14 protein-coding genes and 1 riboswitch are annotated in these 16,297 nt (G+C 75.4%); of the genes, 3 read left to right on the plus strand and 11 right to left on the minus strand.

The window, feature by feature from the left end:
• Nucleotides 1–14: 14 nt before the first annotated feature.
• The 3 genes from ACIQVI_RS04025 to ACIQVI_RS04035 all read right to left on the minus strand — a co-directional run bounded on the left by ACIQVI_RS04025 (nucleotide 15) and on the right by ACIQVI_RS04035 (nucleotide 2,280).
• Nucleotides 15–1,055 carry an aldo/keto reductase gene (locus ACIQVI_RS04025; protein ID WP_403590719.1) on the minus strand — a complete coding sequence of 347 codons (1,041 nt, stop codon included), beginning with the start codon at nucleotides 1,053–1,055 and terminating at the stop codon, nucleotides 15–17.
• An 8-nt stretch (nucleotides 1,056–1,063) separates the two neighbouring features.
• Nucleotides 1,064–1,579: an allene oxide cyclase barrel-like domain-containing protein gene (locus ACIQVI_RS04030; protein WP_161373967.1), complete on the minus strand. Its 516-nt coding sequence runs from the start codon at nucleotides 1,577–1,579 to the stop codon at nucleotides 1,064–1,066.
• A 101-nt stretch (nucleotides 1,580–1,680) separates the two neighbouring features.
• On the minus strand, nucleotides 1,681–2,280 hold the full coding sequence (locus ACIQVI_RS04035; RefSeq protein WP_403590722.1) for a TetR/AcrR family transcriptional regulator: 600 nt from the start codon (nucleotides 2,278–2,280) through the stop codon (nucleotides 1,681–1,683).
• Nucleotides 2,281–2,858: 578 nt separating this feature from the next.
• Between ACIQVI_RS04035 and ACIQVI_RS04040 the strand changes: the two genes are divergently transcribed.
• Nucleotides 2,859–4,313: an MFS transporter gene (locus ACIQVI_RS04040; protein ID WP_403590725.1), complete on the plus strand. Its 1,455-nt coding sequence runs from the start codon at nucleotides 2,859–2,861 to the stop codon at nucleotides 4,311–4,313.
• 227 nt (nucleotides 4,314–4,540) lie between these two features.
• A complete protein-coding gene (locus ACIQVI_RS04045; protein WP_403590728.1) occupies nucleotides 4,541–7,300 on the plus strand; it encodes an AAA family ATPase in 2,760 nt (919 codons plus the stop codon).
• 19 nt (nucleotides 7,301–7,319) lie between these two features.
• Here the strand turns inward: ACIQVI_RS04045 and ACIQVI_RS04050 are convergent, their stop codons facing one another.
• Complete coding sequence (locus tag ACIQVI_RS04050) at nucleotides 7,320–8,021, minus strand: AfsR/SARP family transcriptional regulator (RefSeq protein ID WP_351972981.1); 702 nt, start codon at nucleotides 8,019–8,021, stop codon at nucleotides 7,320–7,322.
• A 337-nt stretch (nucleotides 8,022–8,358) separates the two neighbouring features.
• Here ACIQVI_RS04050 and ACIQVI_RS04055 point away from each other — a divergent pair, with 337 nt between their 5' ends.
• On the plus strand, nucleotides 8,359–8,568 hold the full coding sequence (locus ACIQVI_RS04055) for a DUF6059 family protein (protein WP_403590731.1): 210 nt from the start codon (nucleotides 8,359–8,361) through the stop codon (nucleotides 8,566–8,568).
• Here the strand turns inward: ACIQVI_RS04055 and cobF are convergent.
• The 7 genes from cobF to ACIQVI_RS04090 all read right to left on the minus strand — a co-directional run bounded on the left by cobF (nucleotide 8,565) and on the right by ACIQVI_RS04090 (nucleotide 16,273).
• Nucleotides 8,565–9,356, minus strand: a complete 792-nt coding sequence (cobF, locus tag ACIQVI_RS04060; protein WP_403590734.1) for a precorrin-6A synthase (deacetylating) — start codon at nucleotides 9,354–9,356, stop codon at nucleotides 8,565–8,567. The genes ACIQVI_RS04055 and cobF overlap by 4 nt on opposite strands.
• 70 nt (nucleotides 9,357–9,426) lie before the next feature.
• Entirely contained in the window at nucleotides 9,427–10,341 is a 915-nt protein-coding gene (locus tag ACIQVI_RS04065; protein ID WP_403590737.1) for a cobalamin-binding protein, read from the minus strand.
• A 74-nt stretch (nucleotides 10,342–10,415) separates the two neighbouring features.
• Nucleotides 10,416–10,952: a flagellar hook-length control protein FliK gene (locus tag ACIQVI_RS04070; RefSeq protein ID WP_351972984.1), complete on the minus strand. Its 537-nt coding sequence runs from the start codon at nucleotides 10,950–10,952 to the stop codon at nucleotides 10,416–10,418.
• 111 nt (nucleotides 10,953–11,063) lie between these two features.
• Nucleotides 11,064–12,704 (minus strand): prenyltransferase/squalene oxidase repeat-containing protein, encoded by a 1,641-nt coding sequence (locus ACIQVI_RS04075; protein ID WP_403590740.1) that lies wholly within the window; start codon nucleotides 12,702–12,704, stop codon nucleotides 11,064–11,066.
• Between the two features lie 137 nt (nucleotides 12,705–12,841).
• Nucleotides 12,842–12,995: riboswitch (cobalamin riboswitch) on the minus strand.
• Nucleotides 12,996–13,085: 90 nt separating this feature from the next.
• The gene (locus tag ACIQVI_RS04080) at nucleotides 13,086–14,867 is read right to left on the minus strand and encodes an SMI1/KNR4 family protein (protein ID WP_403590743.1); all 1,782 of its coding nucleotides are present in this window, start codon (nucleotides 14,865–14,867) and stop codon (nucleotides 13,086–13,088) included.
• Nucleotides 14,868–14,964: 97 nt separating this feature from the next.
• A complete protein-coding gene (locus ACIQVI_RS04085; protein ID WP_403590746.1) occupies nucleotides 14,965–15,726 on the minus strand; it encodes an isocitrate lyase/phosphoenolpyruvate mutase family protein in 762 nt (253 codons plus the stop codon).
• A 100-nt stretch (nucleotides 15,727–15,826) separates the two neighbouring features.
• Nucleotides 15,827–16,273, minus strand: coding sequence for a S26 family signal peptidase (locus tag ACIQVI_RS04090; protein WP_403590749.1), 447 nt, complete (start codon nucleotides 16,271–16,273; stop codon nucleotides 15,827–15,829).
• Nucleotides 16,274–16,297: the final 24 nt, after the last annotated feature.

Below are 16,297 nucleotides of genomic sequence, written 5' to 3' on the forward strand. Positions count from 1 at the left end.
ACCCGTCCCGTCCGTCATTCCTCGACGTACGCCAGGCTCTGCTCGTTCCAGCGGGCGCCGTGGACCTCGTCCGCCGGGACCGCCGCCTCGATCGCCGCGAGCTGGGACGGGGTGAGCCGGAGGCCGACCGCCGAGGCGTTCTCCGCCAGGTGCTCCGGGTCACCGGTCCCGGGGACGGGGACGACGTCCGGACCCCGGTGGTGCAGCCAGGCCAGCGCCAACCGGGCCGCCGTCGTGCCGAACTCCGCCGCGAGCGCGGTCAGCCGGTCGGCCAGCGGCAGGTTCGCGGCGAGGTTGTCCCGGGTGAACCGGGGCAGCCCGAAGCCGCGGAAGTCGCCCTCGCCGAACGCGTCGGCGGAGCGGACCGTGCCGGTCAGGAACCCGCGTCCGAGCGGCGCGTACGGGACGATCGCGATGCCGAGCCGCCGGCACACCTCCACCACCTCGCGCTCGATGCCCCGCGACCACAGCGACCACTCGGTCTGCAGCGCGGCCACCGGGGCGACGGCGTGCGCCCGCTCCAGGGTCCGGGGCCCCGCCTCGCTCAGCCCGAACTCCCGTATCTTCCCCGCCTTCTGCAGCTCGGCCAGGGCCCCGACGGTCTCCTCGACGGGGACGTTCCGGTCGAGGCGGGTGAGCGTGAACAGGTCGATGTGGTCGACGCCGAGCCGGCGCAGCGAGGCCTCGCAGCTCTCCCGGACGTGGGCCGCGTCGCCCCGGATGCCCGTGCCGACGCCCGGACCGGGCCGGACGACGCCGAACTTCGTGGAGATCACCGCCTCGTCGCGGCGCCCGGCGACCGCCCGGCCGACCAGCTCCTCGTTCGCGCCGTGCCCGTACACGTCGGCGGTGTCGAGGAGGGTGACGCCCAGGTCGAGGGCGCGGCGGATCGTGGCGACCGCGGTGTCGGGGGCGACCGGACCGTAGAACTCGGACAGGCCCAGGCAGCCGAGCCCCTGGGCGCCCACCGTCAGCGAGCCGACGCGGCGGGTGGGCAGCGGCGCCGGGGGAGCGGCCGGGGGGACGGCGGGGCGCGCGGCGGAGGCCGGTGGCATGGCGCGCGTCACCTCCGGTACAGGACGATCGAGGACTCGTACGTGGTGTGCGACTCCTTGGCCAGGGGACGGAACTGCCGGAAGCCGATCGCGCCGCGCAGCGGCCCGCCGACCACGACGGCGGGGAACGTCGCGTACTCGCCGGCGGTCAGCCGGGCGTCGTCGACGAGCCCGCCCGCCCGGACGACGTTGCCGTCGTCGAGCGTGATCTCCTCGCCGAAGTACGCGATGAAGTGGCCGTCCTCCTCCTGGCGGTAGAGCATCCGGCCGGCGCCCTCGGTCCGCCCGATCCGGGTGCCGTCGGGGCCGAAGATCTCCAGCCGTACGGTGGCGAAGTCCTTCTCGGTGGGCGTGGTGCCGGTGGGGTCCGGGTTGTTCGACTCGTACGCGACGACCTTCTCGGTGAGGTCGCGCAGGATCAGGGACCTTCCGGTGTCGCGGAGTGCGCCGACCTCCGGGGAGACGGTCTTCGGGGGTGTGGCGACCAGCGGCGTGAGCCAGTCGGACAGGACCTGCAGCACCACGATGAGCCCTCCAGATGCGGGATGTGCCGATTCCCGCCGACGCTAGGAGGGCCCGCTCAAGCGGCGCTAAAGGGGGCGGGGCGGGGCCGCCCGCCCCGGACTCACCCCGCCCCGGGGTGTGCCACGATGCCCTCCAGGACCAGCCGGAGGTACCGCTCGCCGCGGTCCGCTCCGTCGGGCAGCGCGTTCTCCCGCACCCAGGCCGCCCCGCTGAGCAGGTCGAACAGCTCGTCGGGCGTGACGTCGGGGCGCACCTGCCCGGACCGCTGGGCGGCGCGCAGCAGGTCCGCGCCGCCGCTGTGCATCGCGGCGCACGCGGCGTGCGAGGGCGTGCCCTCGTCGTACATGCTCCGGGTGAGGATGCCGACCAGGCCGCGGAACGTGCTGAAGTGCCGGACGGCCCGGCTCATCCACGCGGCCAGGGCCTCCAGCGGATCGCCGTCCCCGGCCAGGCTCTCGGCGCGCGCGACCAGGTCGGCGAGGCCGTCCCGGGTGGCCGCCTCGACCAGCGCGGCGCGGGTCGGGAAGTGCCGGTAGAGGGTGCCGATCGCGACGCCGGCCCGGGCGGCGATGTCCTCCAGGGAGGCGTCGGCGCCCTCCGCCTCGAAGGCCTTGCGCGCCGAGGCCAGGATCGCGTCGTAGTTGCGGGCGCCGTCGGCCCGCTTCGGGCGCTGCGCGATGTAGGGCGGGTTGTCTGCCACGGGGCCTCCACTTGACTACCTGAGGTCGCCTCAGGTTAACTGCGGCCAGTTAACCTGAGGCTGTCTCACGATAGTAGCCCGAGCCGGTCGACCGCGCACCGACGGCTCCACCACTCCGGCGACCCCGCCGGACGTTCCGCTCCGGGCGGCACCGCCGCGCCCGGTCCGTACCGCTCGCCCCGTACCGCCCGCCCCGCACCGCCGATCGGCCCGGCCCGACCCGTACCGCTCGATCCGACCCGCAGCACTCGACCCGTACCGCCCGGTCGACCCGGCGGCCCCGCCCGCGCGGTCGGCCCGGCCCGACCCGTACCGCCCTATCGGCCCGGCCCGCTCCGATCCGTACCGCCCCGTCAGCCTGCCCCGTCAGTCCGGCCCTGCCCGATCGGTCCGATCTGCACCGCCCGATCAGCCCGGCCCGTACGGGCCCGACCCGCACCGCCCGATCACCCCCGCGCGACCCATCTCACCCGCCCCGACCCGTCCCACCCGACCCGTCCCACCCGACCCGTCCCACCCGACCCGTCCCGCCCGATCCGCATCCCGGCGGACGGTCGCCGACCGTGGAGGACCCACCCGTGACCGCAGAAACCGTCCCCGACGGCATCCCGAAGGACGCCGCCCCCGCACGCGCCCCCTGGGGCCTCGCCCTCACCGCCATCGTCGGCGCCGAGTTCATGCTCCAGCTCGACGGCACCATCGTGAACGTCGCCCTGCCCGCCCTCCAGGAGGACCTCGACGTCGGCGTCGCCGCGGCCTCCTGGGTGCCCAACGCCTTCCTCCTCGCCTTCGGCGGCCTGCTGCTCCTGGCCGGCCGGCTCGGCGACGTCCTCGGCCACCGCAAGGTCTTCCTCGGCGGCATCCTGCTCGTCGTCGCGGCCTCCCTGATCGCCGGCCTCGCTCCCAACCTGGAGGTCCTGCTGGTCGGACGCGCCCTCCAGGGCGCCGGCGCCGCCGTCGCCGGACCGACCGGACTCGCCCTCCTCGCCCTCGTCTTCGAGGGCGAACGCCGCCAGCGCGCCTTCGGCCTCTACTCCACCGTCACCGGCCTCGGCGCCTCCGCCGGCATGGTCCTCGGCGGCCTCCTGACCTGGGTCGGGGACTGGCGCTGGAGCCTCCTCGTCAACGTCCCCGTCGGCCTCGCCCTCGTGCTCGTCGCCGTCAAGGCGCTCGGCACCGACGACGGCCCCACGCGGCGCCGCTCCCTCGGCCTGCCCAGCGCCGTCCTCGTCGGCGGAGCCGTGACCACCCTCGTGTACGGATTCGTGCACGCCGCCGAGAAGGGCTGGGGCGACACCGGGACCGTCGTCCCGCTCGCCGTCTCCGCCGTGCTGTGGATCGCGCTGCTCGCCGTCGACACCCGCAGCGCCGAACCCCTCCTGCCCGCCCGGATCTTCACCGACCGGGTGCGCGCCGGATCCTTCCTCAACCTGCTGCTGCTCGCCGCCGTCCTCACCAGCTACCTGATCTACCTGGTCCAGTACCTGCAGAACGTGCTCGGCCTGAACGCCCTGCAGAGCGGCCTCGCCATCCTTCCCTTCGGCGCCGCCCTGCTGTTCACCACCCAGGTCCTCACCAAGCGCCTCGCCGCGATCGACCTCAAGCTCCGCGCGATCGGCGGCCTGGTCGTCGTCCTCGCCGGAGTGGCCTGGCTGAGCCTGCTCGACGGCGACAGCGCGTACGTCACCGGAGTCCTGCCGCAGATCGTGCTCATCGGCGTCGGGGTCGGCGTGGCCATCATCCCGTTCAACCTGATCATCCTGACGACGGCCCCGCCCGAGTACGCCGGAGTGACCGCCGGAGTCCTCCAGACCGCCCTGACCATCGGTGGCTCGGTCGGCCTCGCGGTGCTGCTCGTCCCCTTCACCGCCGGGAACGGCGTGGTCGCCGACACGATCTCCTCCGTGTTCGTCTGGGCCTCGGCGCTGACCGTCCTCGCGCTGCTCGTCGCCGTCCTCTTCTGGTACGGCCCGGGGGCACGGAAAACGGCCACCGCGCCCGAGGAGCGGACCGAGGAGCGAACCGAGGCCTGAACCGCGATCTGAACCGGGGCGCGAACCGGGGCGTGAACCGCCCACCGGCGGGCCGGGACTTTACCCTCCCGGCCCGCCGGCCCGCCCCCACGCAGTTGCATGAAGGTTTTGTTGCGGGACAAACCTCCCTCCCCGTGCTCTCCTATGCTGCTGTCCGCCCCGCGGTTTCCAGCCGCCCCGCGGGGCGTCCGGACCGCAGTTCAGACCGCGGAAGGAGACCGGCCGCCATGGTCACCGCCCCCGAATCGAGACACACCCGCACCACCGTCCGCCACACCGAACGGGACGCCCTCAGGCAGCTCGTCCGGTCGGCCGCGATCGGCCGCGACACCGTCGTGGAGCTCACCGGCGACCCCGGCTCGGGCAAGACGGCCCTGCTCGCCGCCCTCGCCGCGGACGCCCGGCGCGAAGGCCTCGTGACCCTGCGCGGCCTCTGCGTCGCGAACGCCGGGGAACCGACGTCCTTCGGACCGTTCACGGAGGCCCTCGGCGGCCTGGACTCCCCGGGCGCGCTCGGCGCCGACGGCCCCCCGCCGGCCATCACCCGCCTGCTGCACCGGCTCGCCCGGCCGCCCCGGGACCCCGACGCCCCCGTCCCGGCCGGCGACGGACCCACCTCCGACTGCCGGTACTACGCCGAACTGCGCGGCCTGCTCGCCGACTGCGTGGCCGCCGCGCCGCGCGGACTCCTGCTGGTCCTCGACGACTTCCACTGGGCCGACCCCTGCTCCGTACGCCTCCTGGAGACCCTCATCCGCAGGCCCGTGGGCGGCGGGCTCGTCACCGTCGTCGCCCACCGCCCGCGCCAGGCCTCCGTCGGACTGCGCCTCGCGGTCCGGCACGGCGTGGAACTCGGCACCGTCGACGAGGTCGGCCTCGGCCCCCTCACCCCCGCCCAGAGCGCCGAACTCCTGGGCGCCGCGCCCGACACGCCGCGACTGCGCCGGCTCCACACCCGCAGCGGCGGCAACCCGCTCCGCCTCATCGCCCTCGCCGCCGCCGACGGCGGACCCGACGACCCCGTCCACCTCGACGTCCGCCGGGACCTGGAGACCCGGCTGCTCGCCGAATGCGCCCCCCTGACCGAGGAGGAACGCCTCGTCGCGCACGCCGCGGCCGTCCTCGGCGAGGCCTTCGACGTCGAATCGATCGCCGCCGTCACCCGGTCGCCCCACACCGGCGTCTGCCGTGCCCTCGGCACCCTCGAAGCCCGCGACCTCGTCCGCACCGCCCGCCGCCCCGGCACCCTGGCCTTCCGCGACACCCTGCTGCGGGACTTCCTGTACGCCGAGGCCGACGCCTGCTGGCGGGTGGCCGCGCACCGCCGCGCCCTCGCCCACCTCACCCTCCGCGGCGCCCCGCCGGTGGACCTCGCCCCGCACGTCGTGCGCTCCGGCGCCCTCGCCACCCCCGAGGACCGGACCGTCCTCGTCGCCGCCGCCAAGGACGCCCTGCCCGCCGGACGCGCGGCCCGCGCGGCCCGGTGGACGACCTTCGCCCTGCGCCTCCAGCGGGCCGCGCCGCACGGATCCGGGCCCGACCTCGTCGGACGCGACGTGTGGCTGCCCGTCGTCCGCGCCCTGGCGGCCGGGGGCGACGTCACCCGGCTGCGCTGCGTGGCCCGCGAGATCCTCGCGGCGTTCGCCGACCGGCCCGCCGCCGACCGGGTGCCCGCCGCCGTCCCGCTCGCCCTCGCCCAGGCCGCCGCGGGCCTGGTCGAGGAGGCGCAGGCCCTGCTCACCCCGCTGCTCTCGGCCCGCCACGCGAACCCGGAGCAGGAGGCCGCGCTGCACGTCCAGTCCCAGCTCCTGTGGGTGCTCGCCGGACAGCTCCCGCCCCGCGCGGACGTGGAGGCGCTGACCCGGCACATGGGGGAGGCCACCCCGCTCACCGCCGGCGGCGCGCTGGCCCTCCAGGGACTGAGCACCGTCTTCGCCGGGGACCTGAACGCCGCCGAGAGCGCCCTGGACGCCAGCGCCCAACTCCTCGACGGCCTCGAACCGGGGACCCACGACGCCCCCGACGCCTTCGCCGGCTACCTCCTCGTCCTCGCCTGCGGCGAGTCCGCGATGGGCTGGTACGGCCCCGCGCAGGCCCACGTGGAGCGGGCACTCGCCGCCGCCCGGCTGCGCGGCGACGTCCCCCTGCTGCCCGCGCTGCTCAACGTCCTCGCCTACGTCACCTACCAGACGGGACGGATGGCCGAGGCGCTGGAGACCGCGCAGGAGGCCCGCGCCGTCGCCCTCGCCGCCGGCCGCCCCCACCTCGTGACGCTCGCCGACGCCGTCACGACCGCCGCCTGGGCCTGGCTCGGGGACACCGGACCCCTCCGGTCGCGCCGCACCCCGCCGGACGCGCCGGGCGGCGACCTGCCCCGGACCTCCGTCGTCGCCCTGCTGCACGCCGAGGCGGCGCTCGCGGCCGGCGACGGCGCGGGCGCGCTGGCGCTGCTGTTCCCGGCCGACACCCGGCGGATGCCCGAGCCGCCCGCCATCCTCGCGCCGCGCGTCTACGAACTCCTCGCGGCGGCCTGCGCGGCCACCGGCGCCGAGGCCGGCGAGTGGGCGCACCGCGCCGAGTCCGTCGCGGCCGTGGTCAACGTGGCCGAACAGCGCGGCCACGCCCTGCTGGCCCGGGGCCACGACCTGCGGGCGCGCTCGCTCCCGGAGCAGGCCGCGCGCTGCTACGACGAGGCGTACGGACTGCTCGGCGAGACGGCGGCGGGGATGCGCGCCCGCGACCTCGCCCGCGCCGCCGCCGTGGCGGCCTGCGCCCGTACGGGCCCGGACGGCGACGCGCTGGCCGACCTCACCCTGCGGGAGCGGCAGGTCGCGGAGCTCGCGGGCGAGGGCCTGAAGACCCGGGACATCGCCGCCCGGCTCCTCGTGAGCCCCCGCACGGTCGACGTCCACCTCACCCGGATCTACAGCAAGCTCGGCGTCCACACCCGTGCCGCACTGGTCCGGTTGATGGCACGCGCGGCCTGAGCGCGGCCCGAGCGCGCCCTCAGCTCGCCGTCGGCAGGTCGAGCACCCGGTCGGAGGTGAGGATCGCCTGGTGCAGCCGGCGCAGCGAGCGGTGCGGTTCGAGCCCCAGCTCGGCCCGCAGCACCCGCTGCGCCGAGCGGTAGACCTGCAGTGCCTCGGCCTGCCGCTCCGAGCGGTACAGCACCAGCATCAACTGCCGGTAGAACGACTCCCGCAGCGGATGCTGCGCGGTCAGCGTGCTCAGCAGCCCGATCACCTCGCGGTGCCGGCCGAGCGCCGTGCGCGCCTCGACCGACAGCTCCAGGCTCTGCAGCCGCTCCTCCTCCGCCCAGGTCGCGAACGAGGTGAGGACCGGCCCCTCCGCGATCCCGTCGAGCACCGGGCCCCGGAACAGCCCCAGGACCCGTTCGAAGCACTCCAGCGCCTCCTCGTGCCGTCCGGCCGCCCGCAGCTCGCGGCCGAGCCGCATGGCCGACTTGAACTCCTCGACGTCCCAGCCGGCCCCGTCCAGCCGCAGTTCGTACCCGAGCGGCCGGGTGACGATGGCCCGGCCCTCCGGAGCCCCCGAAACCGCCAGGAACTTGCGCAGCTGGGATATGTACACGTGGACCGCGGCCGAGGCCCTGCGCGGCGGTCTGTCCCCCCACAGCTCCGTGACGAGCTGTTCCTTGGTGATGACCCGGCCGCTCCCGATCAGCAGGGTGGCCAGCGTCGTCTCCACCTTCGGGGCGGACAGCGAATGGCTCCGCCCGGCGTGGCGAACGCGGAGGGGCCCAAGGAGTTCGTAGCGCATCGAGTCCTCGTCCAGTAGGGGAACAGGCGTGTGGGTGAAGAGCGGTGATTCACTGTCACCTCCGCACCGGGGTCCACGCATCGGGGAAAGTACGTACGTACCGCGCGAACCCTGACCCACCGCCCGCGCGGCCGCCGATCCGCCGCCCGCGCGCCCCCTGTTCCGCCGTCCGCGCGCCCCCCGATCCGCCGCCCGCCCGGCCGCCGACCGGCCCCGCGGCCTCCGCCTTTGGCCCCGCTTTGGCGCCCCACCCGACAGTGCGGGGATGCCACCGTTCGCCCTGCGCTGCCTGAGGGGCCTGTGGGAGTCCCTCATCTCCTTCGGCCACCTCTGGGTCCACGTCCCGGACCCCCCACCCTCCACCGGCCCGCCCCCCGGCCACCCGGAACGCCTGTGCCCCCACCTCCCGCCGACTCCCGGGGAACGAGCCCTGTGGGACGACCTCACGGGAGGGTCCCGGCACGACACCCCCTAGGGGGTGTCGTCCCCGGAGCGGGGACGCAGCAGATAGGTGTCCATGATCCAGCCGTGCTGCTCCCTGGCCTCCGTCCGCGCGCGGTGGATCTCGTCGGCGACCTCGGACAGCGGGCCCGAGATCAGGATCTCGTCCGGGGTGCCGATGTAGGCGCCCCAGTAGATCCACGTGGAGTCGCCGGAGAGGTGCCGGAAGGACTCGTGGGCGTCGAGCATGACGACGATGTCGCCGTCCTCGTTGCCGGCGGTCTCGGTGAGCCGCCGTCCGGGGGTGATGCGGACCGGTCGGCCGACCCGGTTCAGGCCGATGCGGTGACGTGCGGCGAGGGCGGAGACGCTGCTGATCCCCGGGACCACCTCGTACGCGAACGTCACGTTCCCCCGGGCCGTGATGTCCTCCAGGATCGCCAGCGTGCTGTCGTACAGGGACGGGTCGCCCCACACCAGGAACGCCCCGCGCTGCCCGGGGGCCAACTCGTCGCGGATCAGCCGCTCGCAGACGTCGGCGCGCCGCCTGCGCCAGTCGTGGACGGCCTCCGCGTACGGGGCGGACCCGTTCAGGGAGCGGTCGCGCCACGGGTCCTCCGCCTCGACGACCCGGTAGGGCCCGGTGACGTGCTCGTCGAGCATGTCCCGCCGGAGCCGGACGAGGGAGGACTTCTCCTGCCCCTTGTCGAGGAGGAAGAACACGTCGGTCCCGCGCATGGCCCTCACCGCCGCGAGGGTCAGCTGTCCGGGATCCCCGGATCCGATGCCGATGACCGTGATGTGCCTGGTCGTGTCGCTCAACGCCGTGCTGCTCCTTGAATCGGGTACGTCGTGGATCGGATGGACCGGCCGGGCGCGGAGGCTTCGCGGGTCAGCCCAGTGGGAAGGCCTCGGCCTCCGTCACCGGCGGCCCGGCCCGGACGCCGTGCAGGACGTGCGCCAGGACCTCCGCCCCGCGCACCACGCGGGGACCGGGCCGGTTGAAGTGGGCGGGTCCGTCGAGCACCCAGACCGCTCCGGCGCGGACGGCCGGCAGATCCTCCCAGCCGGGGAGGGAGGTGAGCAGTTCCCGCTCCCGGAGGGTCCGCCCGGGCGGGAAGCCGCACGGCAGGACCAGCAGGACGTCGGGGCGGGCGGCGCGGACGGCCTCCCAGGCCATCGGGCCGGTGTGCTCGCCCGGCGCCGCGAGGAGCGGCTCGCCCCCGGCGGCGTCGATCTGCTCGGGGACCCAGTGCCCGGCGGGCCACAGCGGGTCGAGCCATTCGACGGCCACGACCCGGGGCCGGGTCCGCCCCGCCGTGAGGCGCCGTACCACCGCCAGCCGGTCGAGCAGGTTCGCCCGCCGCCGCTCGGCCCGCTCCCGTACGCCGAGCAGCTCGCCCACCGTGACCAGGCAGTCCAGCACGTCGTCGAGGGTGCGGGGCTCCAGGCTGAGGACCCGGGGCCCGCCGTCGAGGACGCGCACCGCGCGGGAGACGGCCTCGTACGAGACCGCGCACACGTCGCACAGGTCCTGGGTGAGCACGACCTCGGGCGCGAGGGCGCCGAGCGCTTCGGCGTCCAGGGTGTAGAGCGAGGAGCCGCCGTGCGCGGCGCCGCCGACCGCGGCGGAGATCTCACGGCTGGTCAGGTCGTCCGAGGAGAACTCGGCGGAGGTCACCACCGGCACCCCGGCCACGTCCTCCGGTGGCCAGTCGCACTCGTGGGTCCTTCCCACCAGGTCGGCGGCCAGACCGAGTTCGGCCACGATGTCGGTCGCTGCGGGCAGCAGGGAGACGATGCGCATGGTTCGAGCCTAGGGTCTGCCCGGCACGGACGAGGCACTCCGGAGGGCGCCTCGTCCGCCGGACCCGGTGTCCGTTACGGGCGGACGGGGGCGACGCGCGGCGCCGGGTTGGTCGAGGAGGTCTTGTTCAGCGAGAACGACCAGCCCTCGAAGCTGCCCTGCGCGGGCTTGCGGCCCGAGGCGCCGGACTGGCTGTAGCCCCAGGTGCCGCCGTTGGGCGCGTGCCAGTACGACCAGTAGGCGGAGGCCGGGGGAGTGTTCACGCAGGCCTCGGTGGCGGCGGTGGGCTTGCCCTCGATCCGGCAGACGAACGCCTCGCCCCAGCGCTGGGTGCCGGCGATCTCGAAGCCCGCGTTCTTCAGGGCGGCGAGACCGGTGGCCTGGTCGCCGGGGGCGCAGCGGACGACCGTGCCGCCGCCGAGCTCCTGGAAGTCGACGACCACGGTGACGCCGGTGGCGGTCGGGCAGGGTCCGGCCGTCCCCTTGCCGTTCAGGGCGGTGGCCTCGGGCGCGGCGGCCAGGCCCAGGCCCGTCAGGCCCAGGACCAGCGCGAGGGACAGCACGGCGGCGCGCGCCGCGTTCAGCACGTGTCCGCAGGTCGATCGTGTCATGGGTGTTCTTCCTTCTGGTGCGGGGCTGCTCGACGGTCGACGCAGCCGAGGGGAATCACGCGCGCGTGAGCGGCGCGGAACGGGGTCGCGCGGGGAAGGGCGCGGCGGCCGTCAGGCCGACGTCCGCTTGCGGCGCCCGGCGGCGCGCACCACGGCGAAGCCCGCCGCGGCCAGCGCGGCCGCGGTGCCGCCGAGGAGTACGGCCCTGCTGCCGGTCGCGGCCAGGATCCCGCCGCCACCGCCCTGGGGAGCGACGTCGTGCGCGGCCGCGCCGGCCGCGTACGTGGGGGCGGGCGAGGGCGGAGCGCCGCTCGGGTCGTCGCCGGTCACGATCGGCGGGATGCCGCCCGGGCCTGTGCCGGACGTGCCCGAGGGCGTACCGCTGGGCGTACCCGACGGTGCGTCACTCGACGTGCCGGAAGGGGTGCCCGAAGGGGTGCCACTCGGCGTGCCCGAAGGGGTGCCGCTCGCTGTACCCGACGGCGTACCGCTCGGTGTACCCGAAGGGGTGCCGCTGGGCGTGCCCGACGGCGTACCGCTCGGATCGTCGGTCGGCGTACCGGTCGGCGTACCGGTCGGGTCGCCGGTCGGATCCGGCCCCGGCCCCGGTTCCGCGAGGCCGATCTTCGCGAGCGGGACCTGCGCCAGCGCGAGCACCGCCTGCGCCGTGGAGCGGCGCCACTGGTCGCGCTGGAACTCGCCGATGCCGTCGGCCCGCGCCCCGGCCAGCGCGTCGTCGTCGTAGGCGAGGGCGCCGGCCTCCGCCGAGGCGGCACCCCCGTCGGCGGCGGTGATCCGGCGGGCCTCGATCCAGTCGGCCGCCTTGTCGGCCTCCGCCTGGTGACCCGTCGCCGCCAGCGCCTGGCCGCCGAGGCCCGTGCTGTTGGCGTTGGGGAAGGAGGTCGGCCCCGAACCGGTCAGGGAACCGTCCTCGTGCTGCACCTCCGCCAGCCAGTCGCCGCCCTTCTTCGCCGCCTCCGCGGCGCCCGGGGCGCCGTCCTCGGCGGCGGCGAGCAGCGCCTGCACGGCCATGGAGGTGGAGTCCGGGTCGAGCACCGCGGCGTCGCCCTCGGCGTCGCAGTCGCCGGTGACCTCGACGCCGTCGCCGCCGAAGCCGTGGGGGTAGAGGCGGAACCCGCCGGCCGCGCACTGCTGGTCGATCAGGAAGTCGACGGCGCTCTGCGGCACGTCACCGCTGCGCGCGAGGCCGAGCACCGCCAGGGACTGGCCGAAGGTGTTGCTGCTGTCGCCGCCCTCGACGACCTTGTCCTTCAGCCGGCCCTCCTCCAGCCCTTTCTCCGGGCCGGCGAGGAGGTCGAGCGTCTCCCGGCGCAGGTCGTACGCGCCGAACGCGCTCGGGTCCTCCCCGGAGATCACGGCCGCGTACAGGAGCTTGGCGGTGGCGCCGGAGATCCGCTGGCCGGGCTCTCCCCAGGTGTCGTAGCTGTTGTAGTCGCGGACGTGCGCCTTGAGCGTGTCGACGACCTCGTCCGCCGCCGCCTCGTCGACGCCCGTCGCCTCGAGGGCGATGAGGGTGTCGACGGTCAGCCCCCAGTCGTACATGCCGGGGGAGAAGCCGGGTATCGCGCCGCCGTCGAGTTCGCCCGCCTGCCAGCGGGCGGCGGCCGCGGCCGCGTCCTCCCTCGGAGCGGCGGCGGCGCCGGGGCTGAGGGCGATCGCGCCGACGGCGAAGAACGAGCCGCAGACGCCGAGCACGGCAGCGAGCTTGACCGGTGGTCTGACGCCGACCATGGCACAGATCCCTTCGACAAGGGGTCGGCAACAGCCTCCCGGGCCTTGTCGCAGGAAGGGGCCGCGCGCGGTCGTGGACGATCGCGTCGGATTCCAGAGGCAGTTACCGGGCTCCGCGCTGCAGACCATGACAGTGAGAAGCAGTTCACCCACGCCATGGGCATTCCGACTCGCGGCAAGTGGTGCTCCGCCGCTCACGGTTGCAGGTCAGCGCCGGATTCGCACCGGCTTCCCCCATCGCGTGGGCATTGAGTTGTCGTCCGCTCACGAGCGGAACGGCCGCATCCTATGTACGGACACACGAAACTCGCCAGCCGTGCCCGGTGCGTTTCACGCCACATCCGCCCCTTACCCCCGCCGCCCCCGTTCGACGGCGGTACGTCAGCCGGCCAGGTCCGCGGCGAGGTCGTCGCGCCAGCGCGCGGACAGCCGCCGGTTCAGGACCGTGGCCGCCGCGTCCGGCAGGGGCAGCAGCAGGAACTCGCGCAGTGCCCCGGCCGCCGAGTCCCGTACGGCCCACGCGGCGAGGTCGGCCCCGGTGACGGGCGCCGGGTCCGCTCCGCGCCGGGCCGCGTCCAGCAGCCCCCGTGCGGCCCGGGTCTCCGCCGCGAGGGTCCTCATCCGCAGGTCGAGGGCCCCGTCGGCCGGGAGGTCCACCGGCTCGTTCCGGAGGATCCGCTCCAGCGCCCGCGCGATCTCCGGGTGGGCGTCGGCGCCGGTCTCGGACGCCAGCCGGGCGAGCTGGGCCGCCATCGCGGAGCGCAACCGCTCCGGGGGCGTCCGGTCGACGAGCCCGGCGAGGTCGACGTCACGCACCGAGGAGACCGGGTGCCGCTCCGGCGGGAGGTCGTCGAGGACCGGCAGCAGCAGCGCGCTCGCCAGCGGCTCGTCGCCGTCCGCCGCCGGATCCCAGACGATGCCGTACTCCGCCACCGGGCCGGCCAGCAGCCGGGCGTACGCGGCCGTGGAGCCGGGCCAGGGGTCGACGCCGATCCTCTGCCACTGCTGCCCGCCGGGTCCGAGCAGCGGCTGCCCGTCGGGTCCGGTCACGTAGTCCTCGCGGGGCGATTCGACCCGGTGGGCCGCCCCGGACCGTTCCTCACCGTCCTCCACAACGGTGAGGAGCACCTCGCACGCCTGCTTCGTCAGCCGTACGACCCGGGTCCCCCGGGACAACCGGCGCAGCACCTCCGGGCGGCCGAACTGGGGGTCGCCGCCCTCCTGGGTGGCGTACGACCATCCGTCACCGCACCGGCCGGCCCGGACCATCGGGCGGCACGCCGCCCAGGGCGAGGCGGCGGACAGCCGCGCCTGCTCCCGGCCGCGCGGTCCGGTGGTCGCGCGCACCGCGCCCAGCCTGTCCAGCAGCTCCTCGGGCGAGACGCCCGCCACGAACACGACGTCCGGCTGCACGGGGGGCGGGTCGGCGGGGGTCCCGAAGGTGAGGACGAGCGACGATCCGCCGGGCCCCGGGACCGGCGCGACCGGCTCGGCCGGGGGCGGGAGCAGCGGCTCGGCGGTCCCGGCGGCGAGAGCGAGGGGGGAGAGCGGATCGGGGACGACCGACCTGTCGTCCTCCCAGATCAGCCGGCCCTCGAAGGCGAGCGGAACGCGTCCGTTGAAAGGCGTGCCGTTCTCCAGGGCCGTGGCGAAGTCGGCGAGGACGTGCCGCAGTCCCGGCCACTCGGTGAAGGACGGGGAGCTCTCGTCGAAGTACCGGCCGATGCGCCCGTGGTGCGGCCCGGGACGGGTGACCGCGAAGAGCCCGTCGGAGGACTGCCCGCCGATGCCCAGGGTGATCAGCAGCCGCTCGTGCGGCCAGTAGGCGTACTGGTCGCGTTCCTCCTCGTCGAGGTCCGTCTCCTCCTCGGCGACCTCCTCGCCGACGTTCCGCAGGAACTCGGTACTGGCGACGATGTCCTCGACCCCGGACAGCGGTCCGTAGTAGCCCAGCGTCGGCGTTCCGTCCTGGAGCATGACCCCGTCGTGACGCAGCAGCGACTCCCTCAGGTCGGGCGGGAACGCCAGGCCGAGCCGGAGTTCGGCCGCCGCGACGTCCTCCGGGCGGGCCGGCGGCCGGAGCAGTCCGTGGCTGACGGGAGCGTGCCGCGCGAGCCAGGCCTCGATGCGGGTCCATGACTGGACGACGGTGAGCGTGATCATGACGGCACCCTAGGCGCGGGCACTGACAGTGGCGCCCCCTGCCGGAACGGCCGTTCCGGCAGGGGGCGCTTCGTTCCGGCAGCCGCCGGGGGCCGCCCTAGGGCGCCCAGGGGCGGAGCGCGTCCTTCATCGCGTCCGTCATCGCGAACTGCAGCAGCGGACCGTAGGTGATCCGGCCGACACCGAGGCGGCGGAAGCGCGCGAGGTCGTGCTTGACGGGGTGGGCCGTGGAGTTCACGGGGACGGTGACGGCGCCGATCACCGCCGTGAGCAGGTCGTCGTCGTCCTGGATGCCCACCGGGTAGACGCTGTCGGCACCGGCCCGCTCCAGGGCCCGCAGCCGCTCGATCGCCTCGTCGAGGACACCGGAGGCGTCCTCCGCGTGCAGGAAGAGGTCGGTGCGTCCGTTGACCCAGACCGGGACCCCCGCGTCGTCGGCCGCCGCGCGCAGACCGGCGATGTAGTTCGCGTGCTCCTCCGTGCCGCGCACGCGTCCGCCGTCCGAGTGGACGGTGTCCTCGACGTTGAGGCCGACGCCGCCGGCCTCGACGAGTCCGGCGATGAGGTCCGCGGGCTTCTGCCCGTACCCGGCCTCCAGGTCCACGGACACGGGGACGTCGACCGCCGCGATGATCGGCCCGACGGCGGCGAGCACCTCTTCGAAGGTCTGCCCCTCGTGGTCGTCGGCGCCCCGGGAGTCGGCGAGCGGATGGCTGCCGACCGTCAGCGCGGGGAACCCGGCGTCGACCGCCGTCCGCGCGGACCAGACGTCCCAGACGGTCGGCAGTACGAGCGGCTGGTGATCGGCGTGCAGCTGCTTGAGGCGCTGAGCGCGCTCGACAGTGGTACGAAAGTCCATGCCGGTGACGCTACCCCCGAATCGCCACGGGCAACGTGCCGACGGGGCCGCCGTCCTCCCGGTCCGCCGACGGGCGCGCACGCCACCGCGGCCGTCGGACTCACGGGCCCCGGTGGCCGCCCCGGGCGACGCGGCCGATCATGACGCCGACGACGCTGTCCGCCGGTACGGGGCCCCACACGCGGGAGTCGGTGCTCAGGGCCGGGTTGTCGCCGAGCACCACGAAGTGGCCGTCGGGGACGGTTCCCCGGCCGCCCGCCCGGGACGGTACGGGCGCCCCCGGAGCGGCGGCGATCCGCTTGACCAGGAGGTCGTCGCGGCCTGCGGCGGGGATGCGGTCGGAGCGGAGGACCACGATGTGACGGTCCCGCAGCCCCCGGGCCGGGCGCCGCAGGACGAGGATGCGGTCGCCGGGAGCGAGTGCCGGGGTCATGCTGCCTCCGCGCACGGTGACGACGAGGAGGGCGCGCCGGGCCGCCGCGAGCAGGCCGGCGGCGAGCCCGAGGACCGCGAGGACCGGGAGCGCGGCGGCGGTGAGGTCGGACATCGGCCGGGGTTCCTTCCTGCTGTG

It is taken from the genome of Streptomyces sp. NPDC098101, from assembly GCF_044760185.1.
Lineage (GTDB): Bacteria > Actinomycetota > Actinomycetes > Streptomycetales > Streptomycetaceae > Streptomyces.